At 71.4% G+C, this 25,620-nt stretch carries 6 protein-coding genes and 1 pseudogene; 2 read left to right on the plus strand and 5 right to left on the minus strand.

Features of this window, described 5'->3' with window-relative positions:
* Nucleotides 1–45: 45 nt before the first annotated feature.
* The 5 genes and pseudogenes from ABH941_RS27815 to ABH941_RS27835 all read right to left on the minus strand — a co-directional run bounded on the left by ABH941_RS27815 (nt 46) and on the right by ABH941_RS27835 (nt 23,219).
* On the minus strand, nt 46–2,247 hold the full coding sequence (locus ABH941_RS27815) for an FkbO/Hyg5 family chorismatase (RefSeq protein WP_370132280.1): 2,202 nt from the start codon (nt 2,245–2,247) through the stop codon (nt 46–48).
* A gap of 67 nt (nt 2,248–2,314) precedes the next feature.
* Nucleotides 2,315–7,849 carry a type I polyketide synthase gene (locus ABH941_RS27820; RefSeq protein WP_370132281.1) on the minus strand — a complete coding sequence of 1,845 codons (5,535 nt, stop codon included), beginning with the start codon at nt 7,847–7,849 and terminating at the stop codon, nt 2,315–2,317.
* Between the two features lie 159 nt (nt 7,850–8,008).
* Complete coding sequence (locus tag ABH941_RS27825; RefSeq protein ID WP_370132282.1) at nt 8,009–8,335, minus strand: helix-turn-helix domain-containing protein; 327 nt, start codon at nt 8,333–8,335, stop codon at nt 8,009–8,011.
* Between the two features lie 317 nt (nt 8,336–8,652).
* Nucleotides 8,653–17,478, minus strand: a pseudogene (locus ABH941_RS27830) (amino acid adenylation domain-containing protein); the annotation flags it as partial.
* A gap of 83 nt (nt 17,479–17,561) precedes the next feature.
* Entirely contained in the window at nt 17,562–23,219 is a 5,658-nt protein-coding gene (locus ABH941_RS27835; RefSeq protein ID WP_370132283.1) for an SDR family NAD(P)-dependent oxidoreductase, read from the minus strand.
* A gap of 258 nt (nt 23,220–23,477) precedes the next feature.
* Between ABH941_RS27835 and ABH941_RS27840 the strand changes: the two genes are divergently transcribed.
* Complete coding sequence (locus tag ABH941_RS27840; protein WP_370132284.1) at nt 23,478–24,767, plus strand: cysteine desulfurase-like protein; 1,290 nt, start codon at nt 23,478–23,480, stop codon at nt 24,765–24,767.
* A gap of 33 nt (nt 24,768–24,800) precedes the next feature.
* On the plus strand, nt 24,801–25,562 hold the full coding sequence (locus ABH941_RS27845) for a thioesterase II family protein (RefSeq protein WP_370132285.1): 762 nt from the start codon (nt 24,801–24,803) through the stop codon (nt 25,560–25,562).
* Nucleotides 25,563–25,620 lie beyond the last annotated feature (58 nt).

Raw genomic sequence — 25,620 nt, forward strand, 5'->3', positions numbered from 1 at the left:
CCCTCAGTACGGTTCCTACGGTCGTCCGCGACCTGGTGCGGGTTCTCAGAAGACACGGTCGATCAGCTCCGCAGCCTGTTCGGGATTGAGTCGGGGATCGCACAGCGAGGTGTAGCGCTCACGCTGGTCCGCTTCCGTGACGACGGCGCCTCCCAGGCACTCGGTGACGTCCTCGGCCGCGGTCTCCAGGTGCAGCCCGCCGAAGTGCTCTCCGAGCCCCTCCAGCAGCGTGCGGCAGTCCGCCGCCTCGGCGACCATGTCGTCGAGGCGGCGGACCTTGCCGCCGGAGGACAGGCGCAGAGTGTTGCCGTGCATGGGATCACTGAGCCAGACCATGCTCCGCCCGGTGTCCTGGACGGCCCGCGCGATCGGGGGCAGCAGGGCCCCGATCCGCTCCCGGCCCATCCGGACGATCAGGGTCAGCCGTCCGGGTTCCCGCCGGGGGTCGAGCGCGGCGCACAGGCGCAGCACCCCGTCAGGCGTGCTGTTGGGTCCGACCTTGCAGGCCACCGGGTTGCTCACCTGCGCCAGCAAGGCCACCTGGGCACCGTCCACGGCACCGGTCCGCTCGCCGATCCACGGAAGGTGGGTGCTGCCCAGATAGCGTCCGCCGGTCGCCGGATCCAGGCGCAGCATCGGTCCCAGGTAGTCGACCAGCAGTGCGTCGTGGCTGGACCACGGTCCCAGAGGTCTTCCGGCGCGTTCCTCCCGCAGCGCTGCGAGCACCTCCGCGCTGAAGTGGTGGGCCCAGAGCAGCCGACGCGGGTCATGCGCACGTGCCTCGGGGCTGGCCCCTTCCGCATTGACCATATGGCCGCGGAAAGCCGGGATCTCGATGCCGTCCACCGTCTCGAGGGGGTGGCTGCGTGGCTTCGCGTACTGACCCCCGAGTCGGCCGATCCGCACCACCGGCTGACCCGCGCGGACTGCGAGGCGCTCCGCCAGTCGCTCCAGTGCGCCGATCTTCCTGTGGGTGTGCTCCGGGGTGCTCTCGTAGAAGCTCTCCGCGCAGTCGCCCGCCTGGAGAACTCGGGCCGAGCCCAGCGCGACCGCTGCGAGCTGGGCCCGCAGCTCCTGGAGTTCGCTGGGCAGCACCAGCGGCGGCGCACCGCGGAGGCTGTCCCTGACCCGGGGAAAGGCCGGGTGCCGGCTCCACTGCGGCTGCTGGACAGCGGGCAGCCCCTCCCACTCCGAAGGGGAGAGCGCCCCGGCCTCCTCGGCGTCGCCCGACCGGGCGCGCAGGACGCGATCCCCGGTGGCGATGCCCTCGATCTCGACCAGCAGGTCGGAGCGGCAGATGTCGGCGTGGAGGAAGACGATGTCGGCCGAAGGCGCGAATGCCTCCTGGCAGACCTGCTGGACTCCGGCGATGTCGGCCTGCCGCCGCACGTAGACCTTGATACCCCGCATGTCGTGCAGAGCGCTGCCGCGCTCGACGCCGTGCACGGACAGGTTCGCACCGCCGAGGACGTAGGCGATGTTGTCCAGGGCCAGGCGACACTGGGCCCGGACATCCCCCGGGTGCATGGTGCGGTGGCCCAGGATGCCGGCTGTACCCGAGACGTAGACCTGGGCCGAGCCCTGGCGCTCGAGGAAGGTGGCCCGGGCGAAGTTTGGTGCCTTCGGGCCGTATCGGCTCGGATAGTGGTAAGGCGGCACCTGCCGAGGGTTGTCGATGTTCACCTGTACCGAGTCATTGCAGGCCAGGAAGTAGAGGATGATGCCGCCCCCGTGTGAGCCGACGACCGTCGCCGCGGGCATGTCTCCGGCACGCCCGCGGTTCTCCAAGGCCCGGGCCCGCCCGGCGCAGAACTCCCGGTACACCTCGAGCCCTGCGGCGTTGTCCTCGTTCAACCGGCTGATGTAGTGCCAGATGCGGAAGATCTGCGGGTAGCCAAGCGTCTCCGCCAGCTGCAACGCCTCGCTGTACACCGCCTCGGTCGCCTCGGCGTAGTCCGGCAGCTCCGGGATGCGGGCTGCGCAGAACAGCAGTCCGCCGTCGTGGGCGAAGGACAACGCCCCCGAACGGCCCGCGCTGACCGGTCGGTCCGAGGTCCACACTTCGGCGAAGCCCTCGTCCTCCGTCTCCGTCATATGCACCCCGAGCGAGGGGTAGCCGGCGTCCGTACCGGGGTCGCTCGACTCCGAGCTGAAGCGGACGACACCCAGGATGTGGCGCCCTGGAACCGTCCGATCAGCGGTCTTCAGGTTCCGGAACAGCGGCGTCGGCGCACCTGTGCGCGTCATCGGATCCCCCCGGTAGCTCGGGCCGGGTCGGTACGACCCGGCCGATCGTTGGTCGGCGCTCTGCCGTTCACGCGTCCTCCCGCCCCAGCGCCAACCGCACCAGGTCCGCGGCGGCCATGCTCCGGATGGCCGCCGCCCCGGAAACCGGCTCAGGCCCGGCGGAGGCATACGATTCCCGGGCGAGTTGCAGGAGGGTGTCCACCAGTCCGGCAGCCTGCAGCCGCTCCATCGGGATCGAGGCGACAGCTGCCCGCAATCCCCCCTCATCGATGGCTGCTGCCTCCGGCGCGGCCGGGGTCGGCAGGAGCCGGTCCGCCAGGTGGTCGGCCAGCACCTGGGGTGTCGGGTAGTCGAAGATCAGCGTCGAAGGAAGCCGGAGCCCGGTGACCGCGTCCAGCCGGTTGCGGAGTTCGACCCCGGTGAGTGAGTCCAGGCCCAGGTCCAGGAACCCGCGGTCGGGTGCCACCGCCGCTGGGGTTCGATGGCCGAGCACGTCCGCCACGTGGGTGCGTACGACCATCAGGACCTCCCTGCCGCGATCCGCCACGGCGAGTTCTCCGAGTCGGGCGCGCAGCGCGGCGGACTGGTCAGCCCGGGCGGTGGACCGGAGCCGAGGCAGCCGAACCAGGTTCCGCAGCAGCGGTGGCACCTCCTCGGCGCTCCGGAACACCTGGCGCATCGCCCTGACGTCCAGGCGCGCCGGAACCGCCACAGGCAGACCGCTTCCCGCGGCCAGGTCGAAGAGCGCCAGTCCCTCCTCGGTACTCAGGGGTGACAGCCCGATGCGGGCGGCTCGGGATCGGTCCGGTCCCGACATACGGCCGGCCATGCCCTCCTCCAGGTCCCAGGCCCCCCAGGCCAGGGACTGTGCGGGCAGTCCGAGCGAACGGCGGTGCACGGCCAGTGCGTCCAGGAACGCGTTCGCAGCCGCATAGCTGGCCTGCCCGGCTGCGCCGAGGGTGCCTGCGAGGGAGGAGAAGAGCGTGAACACCCGCAGTTCCAGCCCCGCCGTCAGTTCGTGCAGGTTCCAGGCGGCGTCGACCTTGGGACGGAACACACGTTCCAGCAGTTCCGGGGTCACCGTGCTGACCAGGCCGTCAGCCAGCACACCTGCCGCATGCACCACGCCGGTGAGCGGATGCTCCGGCGGGACGGCGGCCAGTACCGCCGCCAGTTCCTCCCGCACGGACACGTCGCAGGCCGCCAGGGACACCTCGGCGCCCAGCGCGGTCAGCTCGGTCTTGAGTTCGGCGGCCCCTTCCGCATCCGGCCCGCGACGGCTCAGGAGCAGCAGCCGACGCGCCCCGGCAGCGGTCACCAGGTGCCGGGCGACGGCGACGCCCAGTGCCCCGGTTCCGCCGGTGACCAGGACCGTCCCCTCGGGGTCGATCGCCGGCGCCGCGTTCCGGGCCGGGACCGGCCGAGTCAACCGCGGCACCAGCAACTCGCCGCCGTGCACCGCGGCCTGCGGCTCGTCCCCGAGCAGCACCGCCGCCAACAGCGGCTGGGCTGCCTCGGTGCTGTCGAGATCGACCAGGACGACACGGTCGGGCTGCTCGGTCTGGACCGCGCGCAGGAGGCCCCAGATCGCGGCGGAGGCAAGGTCCCTGTCCTCCGCGGTGGTCGCCCCCCGGGTGACCACCGCAAGCCGTGTCCCCGTCAACTGTTCCTCGGTGAACCATGCCTGCAGGAACCGCAGCATGCGCAGCGCGGCCTCTCGCGCCGCTTCCGGAACGGCCGCCGCAGCGCCCTCCTCCGCGGGCGTCAGCAGCACCAGGGCAGGTGCCTGGGCACCAGCACCGAGCGCCTGCCGGAGCGCGGCGAGGTCCGGATACCAGCTGCCGTCACCCCACGCGGTCCGCAGCGCACCGGTCATCCGGACGTCGTCCGGACCCACCACGGCCCACGGGCCGCTCGGGCGGCCCGGCCCGTCACCGGTCGGCGACGGATCCGGGGCGACCCACTCGACCTGGTGCAGCGCTTCCTGGCTCGGGTCCCGCAGCGGCAGTTGATCCGACGTCAGGGTCCGCAGCCGCAACTGCTCCGCCGAGAGCACCAGCGTCCCGGCCGGGTCCACCGCGGTGAGCGAGAGGGTGTCCGGGCCGGAGGTCGCCAGCCGGACCCGGAGCGCCAGCGCGCCCCGGGCGTGGACCGAGACCCCCTGCCAGGCATAGGGCAGCCGCGCCTCCCCGCCGTCGTCGAATCCGCCCACGGCGAGCGGCTGTACCGCGCAGTCCCACAACGCCGGATGGAGCAGGAACGCCCCGGCCTGGGCATGGCAGGCGTCCGGCAGAACAACGTCGGCGAAGAGTTCGTGCCCGCGGTCCCACACCGCACGGACCCCTTGAAAGGCAGGGCCGAAGTCATAACCCCGTGCAGAGAGCCTCTGGTAGGAACCGTCGATGTCCAGCGCGACGGCGCCCTGGGGCGGCCACGGCCCGGCCAGCTCCACGAGGTCGGGCGGCGCGACTGGCTCGGCCGTCAGCGTGCCCGAGGCGTGCTGTGCCCATGGATCATCCGGGAGGGAGCGCTCGGGGCGCGAGTGAACCGTCAGCGAGCGGTCGCCGCCGGTACCGGGTGCCGACAGCGCGACCCGCAGGTGAACGGCCTCGCCCTCCGACAGCACCAGCGGATGGTGCAGGCTCAGGTCGCGGACCACCGGGCAGTCCGCGGCCGCGCCGGCCCGGGCCGCCAGTTCCAGCAGGCCGGTTCCCGGCAGCAGGACCGAACCCCAGAGGGCGTGGTCGGCCAGCCAGGGCTGGGTCTCGGCGGAGACTCTCCCGGTGAACAGGAGTTCCTGCGAGCCCGGCAGTTCCGCAGAGGCCCGCAGGAACGGATGTTCCAGCGCACCGAGTCCCAGACCAGCGGCGTCGACCGTGCCCGCGTCCGGCTCGACCCAGTAGGCGCTGTGCTGGAAGGCATACGTCGGCAGGTCCACCCAGGAGTGCCGCTGTCCCTCGAAGAACGCGTCCCAGTCCACCGCGACGCCGTCGGTGTGCAGCAGCGCCAGCGCGGACAGCAGGGACTCCGGTTCAGGGCGTCCGCGCCGGAGCAGCGCGGCGAACCGGATCAGTTCCGGGCCCGGCTCCGCCTCGACGGTGTCCTGCGCCGCGGAGACCAGCGCGGCGTCCGGACCGACCTCGAGGAAGCGTCGTGCGCCCCGGAGCGTCATGGTGCGGACACCGTCCGCGAATCGCACGGTGCCGCGTGCCTGGGACACCCAGTAGTCGACCGAGCAGGCCTCCGCGTCGGTGAGCACGGCGCCGGTCAGATTGGACACCACCGGCAGCCGCGGCGGGTGGAACTCCACCGTGGCAAGGACCTCGGCAAAGGCGTCCAGCATCGGGTCGAGGTGTGCGGAGTGAAACGCGTGCGAAGTCCGCAGGGGCTTTGTGCGCACCCCCTCGGACCGGCAGGCGGTGGCGACGGCCGCGACCGCCTGCCGGTCGCCGGAGACGACCACGGCCGCCGGGCCGTTCACAGCCGCCACCCCTACCTCACCGCCGACCGCGTCCAGGAGCTTGCGGACCCACGCCTCGGGCGCCGCGACGGCAGCCATCGCCCCGCCCTCCGGCAGCCGGCCCATGAGCCGTCCACGTTCGACGACCAGTCTCGCGGCATCGGACAACGACCACACGCCCGCCACATGGGCTGCCGCCAGCTCGCCGACGGAGTGCCCACCGAGCATCGCCGGACGGACGCCCGCGCTCTCGAGCAGCCGGTACAGGGCCACTTCCAGGGCGAAGGTGGCCACCTGGGTGTACTCGGTCCGGTCCAACAGCGCCGCCTCAGCCGTGTCCGGACGTGCGAAGACCACGGACCTGAGCGGACGCGGCAGATGGGCGTCCACCGCGTCGCAGACCTCGTCGAACGCCTTGGCGAAGGCCGGGAAGCGCAGGTGGAGATCCAGCCCCATGCGCGGACGCTGTGAACCCTGGCCGGTGAAGAGGACCGCGAGCCGGCCGTCCGGCCTGGCCCGGCCCTGGACGACGTCCGGGTCGGCCTCCCCGACTGCCAGCGCGGCCAGTGCCCGCTCGACCCCGGCCCGGTCGGCGCCCGTCAGCGCGGCTCTGACCGTCAGAGCGGTGCGCCGGGTCGCCAGAGCGGCCGCGACATCCCCGGGCTGCGCCTCCGGATGCCGGTCCAGCCAGGACCGAAGCCGTCCGGCCTGGCCACGGAGCGCCTCCTCGGTCCGCGCCGACAACAGCAGCGGCGCGGCTCCCCAGTCGGCGTCGCGACCGCCGGCGTCCGGCTCCGGCCGCGGCTCGTCCGGCTGCTCCAGGATGATGTGCGCGTTGGTGCCGCTCAGTCCGAAGGAGGACACCGCCGCACGGCGGGCGCGACCGCTCTGCGGCCAGGGCGTCGGCCGGGTGACCAGGTCCACTGCCCCGGCCGACCAGTCGACCTGCGGTGAGGGTGACGCGGCGTGCAGGGTCGGCGGCACCACACCGTGCCCCATGGCGAGCACCATCTTGATCACGCCGGCCACTCCTGCGGCGGCCTGTGTGTGACCGATGTTCGACTTGAGCGAACCGAGCAGCAGCGGCCGGGCGGCCGGGCGACCGGCACCATAGGTGGCGAGCAGCGCCTGGGCCTCAATCGGATCGCCCAGCCGGGTGCCGGTGCCGTGCCCCTCGACGACATCCACGTCCGCCGGGGCCAGCCGCGCCCGGCGCAGTGCCTCCCGGATGACCCGCTGCTGCGAAGGTCCATTGGGCGCGGTGATGCCGTTCGACCTGCCGTCCTGGTTCACCGCCGAGCCGCGGACCAGGGCCAGGACCGGGTGACCGAGCCGACGCGCGTCGGAGAGCCGCTCCAACAGCAGCACCCCGGCCCCTTCGGCGAAGCCGGTGCCGTCCGCATCCGCCCCGTACGACCGGCAGCGGCCGTCCGCGGAGAGCCCACGTTGACGGCTGAAGTAGACAAAGGTCTCCGGCGTGGTCATCACGGTGGCCCCGCCGGCCAGGGCCAGGGTGCACTCCCCGTTCGCGAGAGCCTGACCCGCGAGGTGCAGGGCGACCAGGGAGGACGAGCAGGCGGTGTCGACGGTCAGGGCCGGCCCTTCCAGCCCGAAGGCGTACGCCACGCGTCCGGCCGCCATGCTGGCCACGTCGACCGACGAGGCAGAGGACATGATGCCGGTGAAGACACCAGTGCGGCTTCCGCGCAACAGATCCAGCCGGATGCCCGCGCGTTCGAACGCCTCCGCTGAGCACTCCAGCAGCAGCCGGTGCTGCGGGTCGATGAGCCCCGCCTCGCGCGGGCTGATGTCGAAGAAGTCCGGATCGAACTCCGCGGCGCCGGTGAGGAATCCGCCGTCCCGCACATAGCTCTTGCCCGGGGCGTCGGGGTCGGGGTCATAGAGGCCCGCGATGTCCCATCCGCGGTCGCGCGGGAATCCGGTGACCGCGTCCCGGGCCTCGGTCACCAGTTCCCACAGATCGTCAGGAGACTCGACACCGCCGGGATACCGGCATGCCATGCCCACGATGGCAATCGGCTCGGCGACCTGCTCCCGCGCCTCCCGCAGCTGGCCGCGCAGGTCCTGCAACTCCGCAGTCGCACGGCGGAGATAGTCCAGGTACTTCTCTTCGTCAACCATGGCTCTCCAGATTGAGATCCGCCTGACGGCCGCCGCTCGCGGCGGCCGGAGAACGCCGCCACGGCCCCCGGGTTCCCCGGGGGCCGCCGACAGGCGGGTTGAACGTGCAAACCGCCGCTCATCGGGAGCGGCTTTCGGAACCGGACGGCCAGGGCCCGGTCAGGCCGAGCGCGCGTGCATGATCAGGTCGTCCAAGTGCCAGGTCGTCGAGCACGCGGGACACTCCGCGACGGTCCTGTTCCGGGCCGCCTGGCGGAAGTGCTCCAGGGAGGATCCTTCGATCCCCAGGGCCTCGGCGAGCAGTTCGATCGACCGGCGGTGCGGTGCCACGGTACGGCCCCGCTCAAGATCCGAGATCGCCCTGATGCTCAACCCGGAGCGCTCGGCCAGCTCCTCCTGGGTCATTCCGACCTGCTCCCGCAGAACCTTCAGTAACAAGGCCAGACTCTCAGTTCGAGTGCTGCTGATAAATGTGTGAGAAATCATTTAACCCTCCCCCATACATCCCACAGAAAAGGAGTCCGATGGAGTGGTACTGCGCCCCACCGGTACCTCCTGTCGCACTTTCACCCTAACACGGGGGCCCGAAGCAGGAGCAAGGATATTATGAGGTTCACAGGCCAGGAGAAAAGCTGCTCATTGTTCCGGCATTTCCGATTTGGTAGCAGTTTGCCAGCCGCACCGGAAGGCATCTGCGTTGCTGTGTCCATACAGGTCAAGGCAGGTATTTTTACCGTCTGGAATCACTCGGCGACGCGGCGCGAAACCGGTTTGGACGATCTCCTCCTCCGGCCGGATGCGAATCACCTGAGCTGCTCGGTGCACTCCGCAACAATATCTGCGACACGACGCTCCGGATCCTCGACCATTGCTGACAGAATCTCCACATACTTCTCGAGCCACAGGGCAACCGATCCGTCCGGGAAGTATCCCGACCAGTGATTGGCCGCGATCAGCGAGAAATACTCGGTGAAGTGGATCTCGATACGCAGCGGGTGCTCCGTTTGGGCCAGCACCTGCACCGGTGTGGCCGCCCCCAGTACCGACAGCAACCGGAACAGTCCAGAGACCATGCCGGGCACGTTCTCGTTGACGACGTAGCTCTCGAACAGCGGTTCCTCGGCCGGCAGCCCGGCCAGCGACCGCAGGGCGGCCGGAGAGGCGTACTCGTAGTCGCTGATGGCCGAGATCTTCGCCTGCACCTGGGCCAGCCAGGGCAGCAGCGTTGACTCGGAGTCCACCCGAGTAGCCACCGGGAGGATGTTGAACATCAGGCCCGCTGCCTGGTCGACATCGACCGAGGTGGTACCACGGCCGGACGAAAGCGCGCCGCAGACCGCGTCAGGGTTCTCGGTAATAGCGCTGACCAGCAGCGACCAGGCTCCGTAGACCATCGTGTTGACACTCAGCCCGTGGCTGCGCGCGAGTTCGGTCAGCCCCGTCGCGGTCTCCGCGGGCACCAGGATGCGCTCCTGCAGGATCGGCACCGCACTGTCCGTCCGTCGCTCTGCCGGGGGCAGGGCCAGCCTGGTACCGGAGGATGCGACCGTCGCCAGTTCCTGACGCCAGAACGCCTCGGCGTCCGCCGTGTCCCGCTGCTGCTGCTCCACGCAGAAGTCGCCGTACGCGGACGATGGCGGCACCACCGCCGGCTTGCGCCCGGAGGCCAGGGACTCGTAGGTGTCCATGAGGGTGCGCACCATCATCGCCGCGCTCCAACCGTCCTGAGCCAGCAGCGTGAAGAAGTGGACGTACTCGTAGGTGTCGTCGGCCAGCCGGAACAGGGCCAGGCGGGTCTTGGGCGACAAACCATGGAAACCCCGCCGCCGTTGGGCCTCGATGAATGCGCTGATCCGACGCTCCTGCTCCACTTCTGAGGCAGCCCGTAGGTCGACGTGGTGGAACTCGATGCGCACACCGGTGTGCACCACCTGGACCCAGCGCCCGTCCTCGGTCCGCTCATAGCTGGTACGCAACGAAGGGAACTGGTCCAAGGTGTGCTGCCATGCCTGCTCCAGCGCGCTCGGCACCAACTGCTGCCCAGTGAACTGGAAGCGCTGGTGGGTGACGTACAGGCCGGAGTCCGGTGCACGCTCGATGCTCTCCAGCGCGCTCTGCTGCATTCCTGTAGCCGGGTAGGCGTCCGCTGCCTCGGGGTAACGGGTCCGCGCCCACTCCAGCAGCTCCGGGTCACGCTCCACCGCGACAGGTGCGCGCACCGGCCCACGGGCTTCCGCGAGGGCCGCGAGTTCACTGACCGTCGGGCTCTGGAAGACGTCCTGCGCGGTCAGGGCCATGCCTGCCGCGTTCGCCCGACTGACCATCTGGATGCCGAGCAGCGAGTCGCCACCCAGGGCGAAGAAGCCACGGTCGATGCTGACTTCCGGCAGTCCGAGCACCTCGGCCCAGATGGCCGCGAGCTTCTCCTCCAACTCGGTGCCTGCGCCGACGACCCTGTCCGTTGTCGGAGCGCCGCGCAACGGCAGCGGAAGCGCCTCCCGGTCCAGCTTCCCGTTCGCGTTGATCGGGAACTCCGCGACCGCGACCACCGCAGAAGGGACCATGTACTCCGGAACGCTGTCCCGCAGGAAGGCTGCGGCCTCGGTGCTGAGCCAACGGCTGATCCGGCTCAGTCGCGGCTCGTTGGCGTAGTACCGCAACGGGCGCCCCGGGTCGGCCGGGTCGGTCCAGTCGGCCGCCGGCCCGCTTCCCGGACGCCGGAAGGTCACCCGCACCCTCCCGTCGGTACGACCGCCGTCCCAGGCCAGGTCGACCAGATAGCCGAGTTCCTCGGCCAGGGCCAGGAACTCCTCCGGCTCGACACCGGTGCCCCCGGCCCGCTCCCGCAGTGCGGATACTGCGGTCTCGTCCGCGGCCCCTTCCATCGCGGCCGTCAGCGTGACGATCTCGGCGACCCGCGCGTTGGGTACGCCGTCGATCCGCAGTGCCTCCGGGGATTCGGCTGACAGGACCCGTCGCGCCTCCTCGATCGAGGTCCACGCCAGCCGCTTCGGCTCCACCGGTTCCGCGCCCCCGCTGAGGTGCAGCAGGACGTCGTAGCGGTAGCGGTTCAGCTCGTTGGCCTGCGCACCGGGCCTCAGCCTTACGTCGACCCGGGAGATCTCCGGTAGTTCCTCGCGGATCCGGCTGAAGAACTCCGGGGCGACAGCGAGCTCCTGCTCGTACGCCGCGCGCCGACGGACCCGGCTGCGCAGCCGGCCGAGGCTGAGCCCCGGCTCGGCGCGGGCGAGCTCCACCTCGGTGTGGAACGCCTGGAGCAACGGCAGGCTGCGCAGACCGCCGAGGAGTACGGCGCCGCCGGGCCGCAGCCGTGACAGCGCCTGGACCACGACCTCGCGGAGGTAGCCGGCGTCCGGGAAGTACGGTGCAACCGCATTGACCACGACGAGGTCGAAGGTCTCCGCCGCCACGCTGGAGAAGTCGTTCTCCTCGCCCGGCAGCAGCCGGACGTCCACATCGTCGCGGAGCGTCGGCACCACTGTGGCGCCCAGCTCCGTCAGCAGGTCAGCCGAAGGAGAGGTGACCCAGTACGCCTCGGTGTGCGGTGCGACCCGCTCCATCAGCGCGCCGGAACCCGCACCGACCTCCAGCACTCGCCCGGGCCTCAGCGCGAGCACCTGCTCCACCACCGCGTCCAGCTGGACCTGCATTTCCTCCTCGGGCAGCGCCTGGTCGGTGTAGCTGCTGGTCCAGTCAAGGCCGAAGGGATGCCGCACCGGGGCCGGCTGCTCCGGCGGAACGGACACCTCCTCCTGGGGCACCACGTAGGCGAGAAGTTGCCGGTCCTGGGCGTCGGTGACCTCCCGGGCCATCACCACGACATCACGCACGGCCGGGTGCCCGCCCAGGGCCGCCTCGATCTCGCCGAGCTCGATCCGCATACCGCGGACCTTGACCTGGAAGTCGGTCCGGCCCAGGAACTCCATGGCGCCGTCGGCCCGGAACCGGGCCAGGTCCCCGGTCCGGTACAGGGTCGCCCCCGGCACCGGGCTGAACGGGTCCGGCAGGAACCGGTCACCGGTGAGCTCCGCCCGGTTGTAGTAGCCGCGAGCGACGCCCACACCACCGATGAACGCCTCCCCGGGCGCCCCGACCGGCACCGGCTTCAGATGCCGGTCCAGCACGTAGACCTGGGTGTTGGCGATCGGGGCGCCCAGTGACACCACACCGGTCGACAGGTCCCGCGGGCACTCCCAGCAGGTGCTGTCGACCGAGCATTCGGTGGCGCCCCAGAGGTTGTACAGGGTCGCTGCCGGCAGCCGCCGGTACAGCTCCTGGATCGAGGAGACCGGCAGTGCCTCACCGCTGGCGATCACCCGGGTGACGGTCCGGCACCGCTCGATCCCCGGGTGCTGCAGGAAGACCCGCAGCATGGAGGGGACGAAGTGCAGGGTCGTGATGCCCTGCTCCTGGATCAGCGTCGAGAGGTACTCCGGTTCCTTGTGGCCCTCGGGCCGTGCCACCACCATCCGCGCCCCGGTGAGCAGCGGCCAGAAGAACTCCCAGACGGACACGTCGAAACTGAACGGCGTCTTCTGCAGGACCCGGTCCCCCGGGGTCAGTCCGAAGTACTCCTGCTTCCACAGCAGGCGGTTGACCACTCCGCGGTGAGTCATCATGGCGGCCTTGGGCCGGCCGGTCGACCCGGACGTGTAGATCAGGTACACCAGGTCGTCCATGCCGACACCGCTGTCCGGCCGGGTGTCCGGTTGGTCGTCGAACTCCCCCGGCCGGTCCAGCAGCACCACGGCGGCGCGGTGCTCCGGCAGCACATCGACCAGCCGCTGCTGGGTCAGCAGGATGCCCGGGGCCGCGTCGTCGAGCATGAAGGCCACCCGCTGCCTCGGGTAGGTCGGGTCGATCGGCAGATACGCTCCGCCGGCCTTGAGGATCCCCAGCAGTCCGACGACCATCTCCAGCGACCGCTCAACGGAGACGGCCACGGGCTGGTCGGGGCCGACGCCCATGGCAATGAGCCGGTGGGCCACCCGGTTCGCCCGGCGGTCGAGTTCCGCGAAGCTGAGCTGCTCACCCTCGAACTCGACAGCGACGGCGTCCGGCGTCCGGTCGGTCTGGTCCTCGATCAGGTGGTGCAGGCAGCGCTGCTGCTCGACCGGGTACTCCCGGACCGTGTCGTTCCACTCGACCAGGAGCCGGTGCTCGGTCTCCGGGGAGAGGACCGGTAGCTCCGAGACCCGGCGGTCCCACGAGTCCGCGAACGCCTCGAGCACGACCCGGTAACCCTCCAGCAGCCGCTCGAGCGTCCCATGGTCGAAGAGATCGCTGTCGTACTCGACGTCGACAAGCAGCGAGTCCGGCAGCTCCGTCACGGACACCTCGATGTCGAACTTCGCAGTGTCGTTGTGGACTTCGACGACCTCGGCGAAGGCTGCTCCGCCAGGACCGCCGGTCCCGCTGTGGCGCTTCATGTCGAAGACGACCTGGAAGAGCGGGTCGGCGCCGGGCGCGCGATCCGGGGCCAGCTCGGCGAGCAACGCGTCGTACGGGATGTCCTGGTGGTCGAAGCCCTGCTTGACCACGTCGCTCACCCTGCTGAGCAGCTCGACGACGGTGGGATCGTCGCCGAGACCGGTCTTCAGCACCACCATGTTCACAAAGAAGCCCATGAGTTCCTGAAGGGCCTCGTGCTGACGATTGGCCATCGCTGTGCCGACCAGTACATGGCCGGTGCCCTCGGTGTCGCCCGCATAGCGGTAGAGCACAACCTTGAGAGCGGACAGCAGCGTGGTGAACAGGGTGACCCCGTGCTCGGTGCTGAAAGCCCGCAGTCGTGCGGCGAGTTCGGTATCGATGTCGAGGTTCAGCGAACCTCCGCGGAAGCGCTGCAGGGCGGGCCGGGGGCGGTCCGTGGGGAGCCGCACCCCGGTGGAGACGTCGCCGAGCAGTTCCCGCATCCGGGCGAGGCTCGCGTCGAGGCGCTCGCCGTCGAGCCAGTGCCGCTCCCAGACCGCGTAGTCGGCGTACTGTACGGCCAGTGCGGGCAACGCGGGTTCCCGGCCCGCCGCGTATGCCTCGTAGGCAGCCATGATCTCCCGGCCGAAGACCCCTCCGGACCAGGCGTCCGCGATGATGTGGTGGACATTGAGCAGCATTCGGTACTCGGCCGGACCGAAGCGGTAGAGCACCACCCGGATCAACGGACCCCTGGCCAGGTCGAACACATGCCTGGCCTCCAGCTGCACCAGCCGTTCGCACTCGGCGTCCCGCTCCGGACCGGCCAGCGGCTCCAGGTCGACCACCGGAAGCGGCACAGTCAGGCTCGGCGCGACCTCCTGCCAGGCCCGGCCCTCCACGCTCGGGAAGGTGGTGCGCAGCACATCATGCCGCCGAACGACCGCATTGAGCGCCCGCTCCAGCAGCTCCGGCCGCAGCTCGCCTTCCAGCGCGAGGGACATGACCACGTTGTAGGCGGCGCTGTCCGGCACGAGCTGGTCGATGGCCCACAGCCGCTGCTGGCCGAAGGAGAGCGGGACACGCCCGCCCTCCGCATCCGACCGACGGCGTTCGTCGGCGACCCGCAGCAGTTCGTCGCCGGGCTGGGGGGCGAACCCGCCCACGGCAGCCCCGGCTAGCTCAGCGCTGATGTGCCTGGCCAGTGCGAGCGGTGTGGTGTATTCGAAGACAGTGCTCACCGGGAGGCCGAGCCCGGTCGCCCGGTTCAGGCGGTTCCGCGCCTCCAGGGCGGTGAGGGAGTCGAGGCCCAGATCCAGGAAGACGCTGTCCTCGGCGACGTCCTCCGCCGAACCGTAGCGCAGCACGGTCGCGACCGTGCCGCGCACCAGTTGCAGCGCCGATGCGAAGCGCTCCTGCTCGGAGCCGGCAAGCAGTCGCTGGCGCAGCTCGTCCTGCTCGTCGTCCTCCTCCAGCAGCGGCTCAGCCTCGTCAACCGGAACGGTACCGAAGACGCCGGCGGTGTTGATCCAGAAGCGCTTGTGCTGGAACGCGTAGGTGGGCAGCTCCGTCGGCGCTGCGGCGAGGTCACCGGCGGCCACCGCCCAGTCCACCGCGACGCCGCCGACGAAGGCTTCGCCCAGAGCGGTGAGCAGCTGTTCCTGGTCGCCGCTGCCGTTGCGCAGCGTGCCGAGGGCGCAGAAGGGAGCGCCGGTCTCCCCCAGGGTCTCCTCCAGGGCGGGCACGAGCACCGGATGCGGGCTCACCTCGATGAAGGAGTCGAAGCCCTGGGCAGCCAGGCTCTGCACCGAGGAGGCGAACCTCACCGGTCGGCGCAGATTGCCGAACCAGTACTGGGCGTCCAAGCCCTCGGTATCCAGCCAGTCCCCGGTCACCGTGGAGAAGAAGGGCACTCCCGCCCGCCGCGGGGCCACCGGGGCGAGGTCCGCCAGCAACCTCTCCCGGATCTCGTCCACCTGCGGAGTGTGCGAGCTGTAGGTCACCGGGACACGACGCGCCCGGATGCCGTCGGCCCCGCAACGGGCCAGCAACTCGTCGAGCGCTCCGCTGTCCCCCGCCACCACGGCGGACTGCGGACTGTTGACCGCGGCCACCGTGAGAGCTTCGGTCCACGAGCCGATGTAGGCGTCCAGTTCGTCCTCGGGCAGCGCCACCGCGACCATGCCGCCGCGCCCCGCCATGACCCGTACGATCTCCTTGCTGCGCAGCGCGACGATCCGCACCGCGTCCTCCAGGCTGAGCGCTCCGGCGACGCAGGCGGCGGCGATCTCGCCCTGGCTGTGCCCGATCACGGCGTCCGGTCGGACGCCGTGGGACTTCCAGAGCTCCGCGAGGGACACCGCGACCGAGAACAGCGCCGGCTGGACCACGTCGTCACGGTCGAATCCCGGCGCACCGGGGGCTCCGCGCAGCACATCCAGCAGCGACCAGTCGACATGGGCGCGCAGGGCCTGGTCGCAGGCTTCCATCCGACGGGCGAAGACCGGTTCGCGGTCGAGCAGGTCCATGGCCATCCCCGGCCACTGCGAACCCTGTCCGGGGAAGACGAAGACGGTACGGCCCGTCGTCCGCGCCCGGCCCTGCACTGTTCCCATCGTTGCCTCACCGCCCGTCGCCAGAGCTTCCAGGCCCCCCAGGAAGTCCTCCGGGCTGCGGCCGACCAGCACCGCACGGTGCTCGAAGACCGACCGGCCGGCGAGGGCCCGTGCCACCGAGGCCGGCTCGGCGGGCTCCGGGGAGGCGGCGAGAGGAGCCAACCGCTCGGCCTGGCCGCGCAGGGCCGCGGCGGATCGGGCCGACAGCACCCAGGCCACCGGGCGCTCCGGAGCCGGCTCCGGCCGGTCGACCACCGAGGGCTCCGGTCCCTGCTCCAGGATGATGTGCGCATTGGTCCCGCTGATGCCGAAGGATGAGACCGCAGCCCGCCGCCTTCCCTCGGTCTGCGGCCACGGCCTGGTCTCGGCGACCGGCTCCACGGCTCCCGCGGACCAGTCGACCTGTGTCGTGGGACCATCCAGATGCACCAGGCCCGGGACCACACCATGGCCCAGTGCCAGCACCATCTTGATCAGACCGACCACCCCGGCGGCCGCCTGGGTGTGTCCGATGTTCGACTTCAACGCCCCTACCAACAGCGGCCGTTCAGCTGAACGGCCCTGCCCGTAGGTGGCCAGCAGCGCCTGTGCCTCGATCGGGTCTCCGAGCGTGGTCCCGGTACCGTGCGCCTCCACGACCTGCACGTCCTGGGGGCCGAGCCCGGCGTTCTCCAGCGCCAGCCGGATCACTCGCTGCTGGGCCGGGCCGTTGGGCGCGGTGAAGCCGCTGCTCGCGCCGTCCTGGTTGAGGGCGGAACCCCGCACCAGCGCGAGCACCCGGTGCCCCAGCCGCTGCGCGTCGGACAGGCGCTCCACGGCGATCACACCCACGCCCTCGGACCAGCCGGAGCCGTCCGCGGCTGCGGCAAAGGACTTGCAGCGCCCGTCCGGAGCGAGCACATGCTGGCGCGACATCTCCACAAAGGCGTCGGGCGTCGCCATCACAGTGGCACCGCCGACCAGGGCGAGCGAGCACTCGCCCAGCCGCAGCGCGGCCGCGGCGCTGTGCAGCGCGACCAGCGACGAGGAACATGCGGTGTCCATGGTGACGGCTGGTCCCTCAAGGCCGAGAGTGTACGCGATCCGGCCCGAAGCCAGGCTTCCCGAACCGGAGTTGCCGAGGTAGTCGTGGTACATCAGACCTGTGAAGACGCCCGATCGGGTGCCGGCGAGCGTCTTCGGGTCGATCCCGGCCCGTTCCAACGCCTCCCAGGAGCACTCCAGCAACAGGCGCTGCTGAGGGTCCATCAGCACGGCTTCGCGTGGCGAGATCCCGAAGAACGCCGCGTCGAAGTCGCCGGCATCGTAGAGGAAGCCGCCCTCGCGGACGTACGAGGTTCCCGGCGGCCCGGGCTCGGGGTGATAAAGCGCGCCCAGATCCCAGCCGCGGTCCGTGGGGAACGGTCCGATGCCGTCGCGCTGGTCCGCGACGAGCCGCCACAGATCGTCCGGGGTGGCGACACCACCCGGAAGCCGGCAGGCCATACCGACCACGGCCAGCGGTTCGTTGCCGGCCGCCGCCTGTTCCTGGTTCTGCCGCCGGAGGCGCTCGTTCTCAATCAGAGATGCCCGAAGCGCCTCGACCAGCGAGTCGGAAGAGGTATCCACTGCGTTGTCACTCCCACCTGAATCGTCGTGCGGCGTGCGGACATGGGGCGGGCGGTTCACCGGCCGCCCAACTGCTGGTCGAGAAGGCTGAAGAGTTCGTCGGCATCCGCGGTCTCCAGCGCGACTGCCGGGTGGATCCGCGGTCCGTTCCCCTCCCTGGTCAGTTCCCGGAGCTCGGCGGCCAACTGGTCATGGGCGGCGGCGTCGAGGGGGTGGGCGGCGAGCACCGCGCGCAGCTGCTCCAGCGCGGTCCGGAGGGCGGGCCCGCCCTCCCCGGCCGGGGAGGGCGCCACCAGCAGGGTGCGCAGGTGGTCGCCGAGGTCCAGAGGTGTAGGACAGTCGAAGACCAGAGTCGCGGGCAGCCGCAGACCGGTGGCAGCGCCCAGCTGGTTGCGCAGTTCGACGGCGGTGAGCGAGTCGAAACCCAGCTCCTTGAAAGCCCGGTCCTGCGCGATGGTGTCGGCGGCGGGTCCGGAGTGTCCCAGCACCAGGGCGGCCCGTTCCTGCACCAGAGCGGTCAGCCTGGCCCTCTGCTCGCTCTCGGGAAGCCCTTCGAGCCGATGCCGCCACGACTCCCCGTCAGCGCTCTGCCCGCTGTGCCCGGCTCCTGGTCCGGACGGCCGGCCCTGTGTCGGCAGCAGTACCCGGAGGACGGCTGGTACGGGACCGTCGCCCTGCGAGGCACGCAGCGCAGGCAGATCCAGGCGCGCGGCGACCAGCGCGGGGCTGCCAACCGCGGGGGCGGCGTCGAGCAGCGCCAGTGCCTCCTCCGCGGCCATGGGGAGGACACCGGGCCCGCCCGCACGGGGATCGACGGCTCCGCCGGGGCCGCCCGCCATACCGCTCGCCTCGGCCCACAGACCCCAGGCCAGGGACAGCCCGGGCAGTCCTCGGGCACGACGGGCCTGGGCAAAGGCGTCGAGGAAGGAGTTGGCTGCGGCGTAGTTCGCCTGGCCGGCCTTGCCGAGCACTCCCGAGAGGGAGGAGAACAGCACAAAATCGGTGAGCTCCAGATCCCGGGTCAGTTCGTGCAGGTTCACCGCAGCGTCCACCTTGGGGCGCAGTACCCGCTCGAGCCGCTCCGGTGTCATCGCGGTGACCACCCCGTCGTCCACGACTCCGGCGGTGTGGACGACCGAGCTGAGCGGCTGGTCCGCGGGCAGTGCGGCCAGCAGGTCCGCCAGCGCCGCACGGTCCGAGACGTCGCACCGGGCCACAGTGACGGTCGCACCGAGTCCGCTGAGCTCCGCGACCAGCTCGGCCGCCCCCGGGGTGTCCGCGCCCCTGCGGCCGACCAGCAGCAGCCGTCCGACTCCGTGCCGGGTGACCAGGTGCCGTGCCACCAGTGCCCCCAGGGCGCCGAGGCCGCCGGTGACCAGCACGGTTCCCGAGCCGGGGCACAGGCCAGGAGCCGGCTCCGCGGGCCTGGGCACCCGGATCAGCCGCCCCACCCTGGTCACGCCCGCGCGCAGCACCAGTTGGGGCTCGTCCCCGGCCGCCACGCGAAGCAGTTGCGCGTCCGAACGGGGCGCGCCGTCCGTGTCGACGAGGACGAACCGGCCCGGGTGCTCGGTCTGCGCCGAGCGGACCAGTCCCCAGACGGCCGCGGCGACGGGGTCCGGGCCCTCCTCCCCGTCCAGAGCCACAGCCCCCCAGGTGAGCAGGACCAGCCGTGCAGCCGCGAGGCGGTCGTCGGCGAGCCAGCGCTGCACCAGCGTCAGTACCCCCGTGGTGGCCTCGCGCACGGCGGCGGCCAGGTGGGCGGCCTCCCGCCCCGGGGCCGGAGCGGAGGCAGAGGCGATCACGTAGTCGGGCACCGCGGCGCCGCTGTCCAGTGCTTCGGCCAGGGCAACCGGGTCGCGGTACACGGCGGGGGCCGGACCACCGCAGGCGGGTATGGGGCCGTCGCCGAGCACTGCCCATCCTGCCCATCCGACCGGCCGCCACGGATCGGCGGAGGGGGCCGGAGCAGGCAGCCAGTCCAGCCGGAAAAGCGGGTCGCGCTGCGGACCCGCCGCGGCGCGCAGTTGCCCGGCCGTCACCGGGCGGGTCACCAGGGACTCGACGGCCAGCACCGGTGCCCCCGAGTCGTCGGCGGCAAGGATCGCGATCTCGCCCTCGGCCCGCGGCGACAGCCGGACCCGCAGTGCGGTGGCGCCGGTGGCCGAGACGGTCACCCCGCGCCAGCTGAACGGCAGCACCATCGGGGCAGAGGCCGAGGCGTCGGACTGCCGTGCTGCGAAGACGGCGTGCAGCGCGGAGTCCAGCAGGGCGGGGTGGACCACGAATCCACCAGGACCGGCGGTCCCCGCCTCGGGAAGTACCACCTCGGCAAACAGGTCGCCGTCGCGTTCCCACAGCCGACGCAGCCCGCGGAAGGCCGGTCCGTACCCGAAGCCGAGCCCCTCCAGGCGGTCGTAGGCACCGTCGAGCTCCAGCTGCCGTGCCTCCGCGGGGGGCCACGCACCGCAGAGGTCCGACCAGTCGGCGGCGGTGTCCTTCAGTGACAGGGACTGCAGCATGCCGTCGGCGTTCCGGGTCCACGGCTCCGCCGGGTCCGCGGCGGGCCGGGAGTGGAGGGCCAGCACCCGTCGCCCGGCGGCGTCCGGTTCGCCGAGGGACAGCTGGACAGCCAGTCCGCCCTCCTCCGGGACGACCAGCGGCGCCTGCAGGGTCAGTTCCTCGATGCCGCCCGAGCCGGACCAGGCTGCCGCCTGCGCCGCGAGCTCGACACAGGCGGTTCCGGGCAGCAGCACCGTGCCGGCGGTCGCGTGGTCCGCGATCCAGGGATGCCGGGCGACATCCACCCGGCCGGTCAGCAGCGCCGCGCCGCCCTCGGCGAGATCCAGTGAGGCGCCGAGGAACGGGTGCGCCACCGGCTCGAGCCCCGCCTGGCTGACGTCCCCGAGCGCGACGGGCGGCCGTTCGAGCCAGAAACGCCGGCGCTGGAAGGCGTACGTCGGCAGCGCCACGCGGCGCGCCCCGCTGCCCGCGAGGAGGGCGGACCAGTCCACCCGGCCGCCCCTGACCTGGAACTCGGCCAGGTTGGTGAGAAAGCGGACCAGGCCACCGTCACCGCGTCGGAGCGATCCGACGACGGTCACTTCGACATCTTGCTCTCTCGCGGTCTCCTCCAGGCCGAGCGCCAGCACCGGATGGGCGCCGACCTCCACGAAGAACCGGTGCCCGTCGGCCAGCAGGGACCTGACCGCCCCGGCGAAGTCCACCCGGTGGCGCAGATTGCCGAACCAGTAGTCGGCGGTCAGCCGCTCGCCGTCGATCGGGCCGGCGGTGACCGTGGAGTGGAACGGCGTGTCGAGCGGCCCCGCGACGATGTCTCCCAGGGTGTCCAGCAGTTCGCTCTCGATGCTGTCGACCTGTGCGGAGTGCGAGGCGTAGTCGATGGGAATCCGATATGCCGGCCTTCCCTCCGCTGCGCACAGTGCTTCCAACTCCCCCAGCGCGTCCGGTTCACCGGAGACTGCCGTCGACGCCGGACCGTTCACCGCCGCCACGGTGAGCCGCCCGCTCCAGCGGTCCTCGATCAGGATCGCGACCTCGTCCGCGGGCCGGGCGACCGAAACCATCCCGCCGCGTCCGGTGAGAGCGGCCCGGATGGGCCCGCCCCGCAGGGCCACGATCCGCGCGGCCTCCGACAGCGGCAGCGCCCCAGCGACGCAGGCTGCGGCGATCTCGCCCTGGCTGTGGCCCACCACCGCAGCAGGGCGGACGCCGCAGGACTGCCAGAGAGCGGCCAGCGAGACCATCATGGTGAACAGTGCGGGCTGGATCACCTCGTCCTGGTCCAGGTCCCGTGCTCCTGGACGGCCCTGGAGCACATCGAGCAGGGACCAGTCCAGATAGGGCTCGAAGGCGGCCGCGCATTCCTGGACCCTGGCCGAGAAGACCTGCGAGGACTCCATCAGTTCCGCGGCCATACCGACCCACTGGGGTCCCTGGCCCGGGAAGACGAAAACGGCCTCAGCCGGGGTCGCGGCCGCGGTTCCCCGCACCAACTGGGCGGCCGGCTCGTCGGCCGCGAGCGCGCGCAGCCCGGCGGCCAGTGACGTCCGGTCCGCGCCGAGGACGACCGCGCGGTGCCGGAGCGTCGCGCGGCCGGATGCGAGGGAACGGGCGACATCCGCGAGCCCGGAGGACGGCTCGGCCTCCAGGTGCCCGAGCAGGCGGGACGCCTGGGCACGCAGCGCCTCCGGGGTCTTGGCCGAGAGCGGCCACGCCACCGCGCCGACCCACGGCGCCGACCCGGCGGCGTCAGCCGTCTCCGCGACGGCCTCCTCGACCAGCACATGGGCATTGGTCCCGCTGAGGCTGAAGGACGAGACACCCGCCCGACGCGGCGCACCGGTGGACGGCCAGGGAGTGGCCCGGGTCAGCAGCCGGACCCCACCTGCGGACCAGTCGACATGCGGTGTCGGCCGGTCGATGCCCAGGCTCTCGGGCAGCACACCGTGGCGCATCGCCAGCACCATCTTGATCACGCCGGCCAGGCCGGCCGCGGCCTGAGTGTGCCCGATGTTGGACTTGACCGAGCCCACCCACAGCGGCCGGTCCGTGGACCGCCCACTGCCGTAGACGGCCAGCAGCGCGCCGGCCTCGACCGGGTCGCCGAGCGTGGTGCCGGTGCCGTGGGCCTCCACGGCGTCGATCTGATCGGGCGTCAGCCGTGCGTCGGCCAGCGCCTGTCGGATCACCTGCTCCTGAGCGGTGCCGTTGGGCGCGGTCAGACCGTTGGACGCGCCGTCCTGGTTCACCGCCGTACCCCGGACCACAGCGAGAACCTGGTGTCCCAGGCGCCGCGCGTCCGAAAGCCGTTCGAGCACCAGCACTCCGACGCCCTCGGAGAAGGCGGTGCCGTCGGCGGCAGCGCCGAACGCCTTGCATCTGCCGTCGGAGGCCAGGCCGCCCTGACGGCTGAACTCGATCAGCGTGGTCGGCGTCGACATCACCGTCGCCGCGCCGACGAGCGCGGTGGTGCAGTCACCCCGGCGCAGGCCGTTGCAGGCGTCATGGAGGGCGACCAGTCCGGAGGAGCAGGCCGTGTCGAAGGTGACCGCGGGGCCGTGCAGGCCGAGGGTGTAGGCGATGCGCCCGGAGGCGAAGGCAGCGCCGGCGCCGTTGATGAAGAAGCCGCCGAAGGAGGAGACGCCGGCCGGTGACGCCGCGACCTGGGACCCGTAGTCACCGCTGATCAGGCCGATGTACGTTCCGGTGAGGCTGCCCCGCAACGAGTCCGGTGCGACACCCGCGTGCTCCAGCGCCTCCCAGGAGGTCTCCAGCAGCAGCCGCTGCTGCGGGTCCATCGCCACCGCCTCGCGCGGTGATATCTCGAAGAAGTCCGCGTCGAACTCCGCCGCGTCGTGGAGGAATCCACCGAGCCGCCGGACTCCGCCAGCCGGCCCCGTCCCGCGTGCCGCCAGGTCTCCGGTGTCCCAGCCGCGGTTCTCCGGGCCGCTCTCGGCCACCGCCCCGCCACGCTCCAACAGCTCCCACAACTCGTCAGGGCTGCTGACCCCACCGGGGAACCGGCAAGCCATGCCGACGATCGCGATGGGCTCGGTACTCTCCGCGGCCGCCAGCAGCCCACGGGTCTCCATCAGTTCGGCCGTCACCCGCTTCAGATAACTGCGGAGCTTCTCCTCAGCGCCCGCCCCAGTGCTCTCTCGTGCCCCATTCGCCTCTGGAGTTCTCGTCACAAACGCAATGTTCGATTCATTGGCCGATCAGGTCCAGGCAGAACCGGTGGCAGAACTGTCATCTGACGATCAGTCACGCAAGTCCTGCCGGTACTTCCGCCTGTTCCCAGCCGTGGACAGCGGCGATTCTCTTACCGGAACTGTCTGCCGTCCGGGGACCAGCAGGAGATCGGCCGTGATGCGGTGAACACGGGAGAGGCGACGGCGAACTCCCGGACTGGGATCCCGCCGCTGGTCCGCACCGATTACGGAGTACTCGTGACTCGTCCACCTGGCTATGACATCAACGCCCTCAGGGCCCGGATACCCGCCCTCAAGGCCGGATCGGCCCACTTCGACGGCCCCGGCGGCACCCAGGTGCCGCAGCCGGTCATCGACGCGATCGCGCAGGCGCTCGCGGGTCCGCTGTGCAACCGCGGCGGCAGCACCGCCGGCGAGCGGAACGCGGAGGCCATCGTCCTCGAAGCCCGCCGCGCCATGGGCGACTTCCTCGGCGCCGACCCGGGAGGTGTGGTCTTCGGGCGCAGCTCGACGCAGCTGGTGTACGACTTCTCCCGGGCGCTGGCCAAGACCTGGCGGCCCGGCGACGAGGTGGTGGTGACCCGGCTCGACCACGAGTGCAATGTGCGGCCCTGGGTGCAGGCTGCGGCGGAGGCCGGGGCGGTCGTCCGCTGGGCCGACTTCGATCCTGCCACTGGGGAGTTGCTCCCGGAGCACATCCGTGAGGTGCTGTCCGAGCGGACCCGCCTGGTCGCCGTCACCGCCGCCTCCAACCTGATCGGGACCCGCCCCGACACTCTGGAGATCTCCCGGGCGGCACACCGGGTCGGCGCCGTGGTCCACGTGGACGCGGCCCAGTTGAGCGCGCACGCGAGTGTGGACCTGGACCGGTTGGGCGCCGACTCCGTCTCCTGCTCCGCGTACAAGTTCCTCGGTCCGCACCTGGGCGTCCTCGCCGCACGCCCGGAACTGCTGTACGACCTCTCACCCGACAAGCTGCAGGCCTCGACCGACAGCGTGCCCGAGCGCTTCGAGCTCGGTATCCTGCCCTACGCGGTCCTTGCCGGGGTCACCGCCACGGTCGAATTCCTGGCCGGCCTGGCCGAACCGACCGGTTCAGCAGTGGCCGCCACCGACCGCCGCAGCCGGCTGGTGTCGTCGATGCGACTGGTCGAAGCCCATGAGGACGCCCTGCGCTCCCGTATCGAGGTGGAACTCCGCGGGTTGAGCGACGTCACCCTGCACGCCCGGGCCCGGCGGCGCACCCCGACCATGCTCATGACGGTGGAGGGCCGGGAACCCCTCGACCTGTTCCAGTACCTTGCCGAACGCGGGGTCGACACCGGAGCCGGCACCTTCTACTCGGTCGCGGCCTCCCACCGACTGGGCCTCGGCGACCACGGCGGCGTCCGCGTGGGACTGGCGCCGTACACCTCCGACGAGGACGCCGACCGGCTCCTCGAAGGCGTCTCCGACTACCTCCGCCTGCGGGTGCGGCCCGCCCGGCGTCTCGCCGCGGCCACGGGGACATCCCGGCCCGGAAACTGACCGCGCACCCCGACCGACCGGAGACACTGCCTCATGACCGATCCCGTACTCGACGACGTCTGGATACGCCGTTTCCACTCGGCCGCCGACCAGGCTCCGACCCTGGTCTGCTTCCCGCACGCCGGCGGGTCCGCGAGCTACTTCCGTCCGTGGTCCGAGGCGCTCGCGCCACGGGTCCAGGCACTCGCGGTGCAGTACCCGGGCAGGCAGGACCGGCTCCACCATCCCCGGCTCACCTCGGTCGCGGACTTCGCCGACGAGGCCTTCATCGCGTTGGAGCCGCTCATGGACCGGCCGCTGGCCCTGTTCGGGCACAGCATGGGCGCGATGATCGCGTTCGAGCTGGGCCTGCGCATGCGGAGCAGGCTCGGCATGGAGCCGTCCGCACTGTTCGTCTCGGCCCGGCGTGCGCCCTCGGCCGGGAAGCCGGACGGCGCCGTGCACCTGCTGCCCGATGACCAACTGGTCACCCATCTCCACCACTTGAGCGGGACCGACAGCCGCATCCTGGATGACGAGTCCGTGCTGCGCATGATCCTTCCACCGATGCGCAGCGACTACCAGGCGATCGAGACCTACCTGTACCGACCTGGACCACCGCTCGGCTGCCCCGTCGTCGTCCTGGTGGGCGACGACGACGGCACCATCACCCCGTCGGAGGCACGGTCCTGGGAGGCCCACACCACCGGCCCGTTCGCGCTGCACGTCTTCTCCGGCGGCCACTTCTACCTGGCGGAGCACCAGCAGGCACTCGCCGACCTGGTCACCCGCGAACTGCTGCCCCAGAGCGTCTGACCAGGCGCTCCTGCTCGGACAGCCATCTGCCCCGACGCACCTCCACGAAAGGGAGCAC

Source organism: Streptacidiphilus sp. EB103A, assembly GCF_041261405.1.
Lineage (GTDB): Bacteria > Actinomycetota > Actinomycetes > Streptomycetales > Streptomycetaceae > Streptacidiphilus.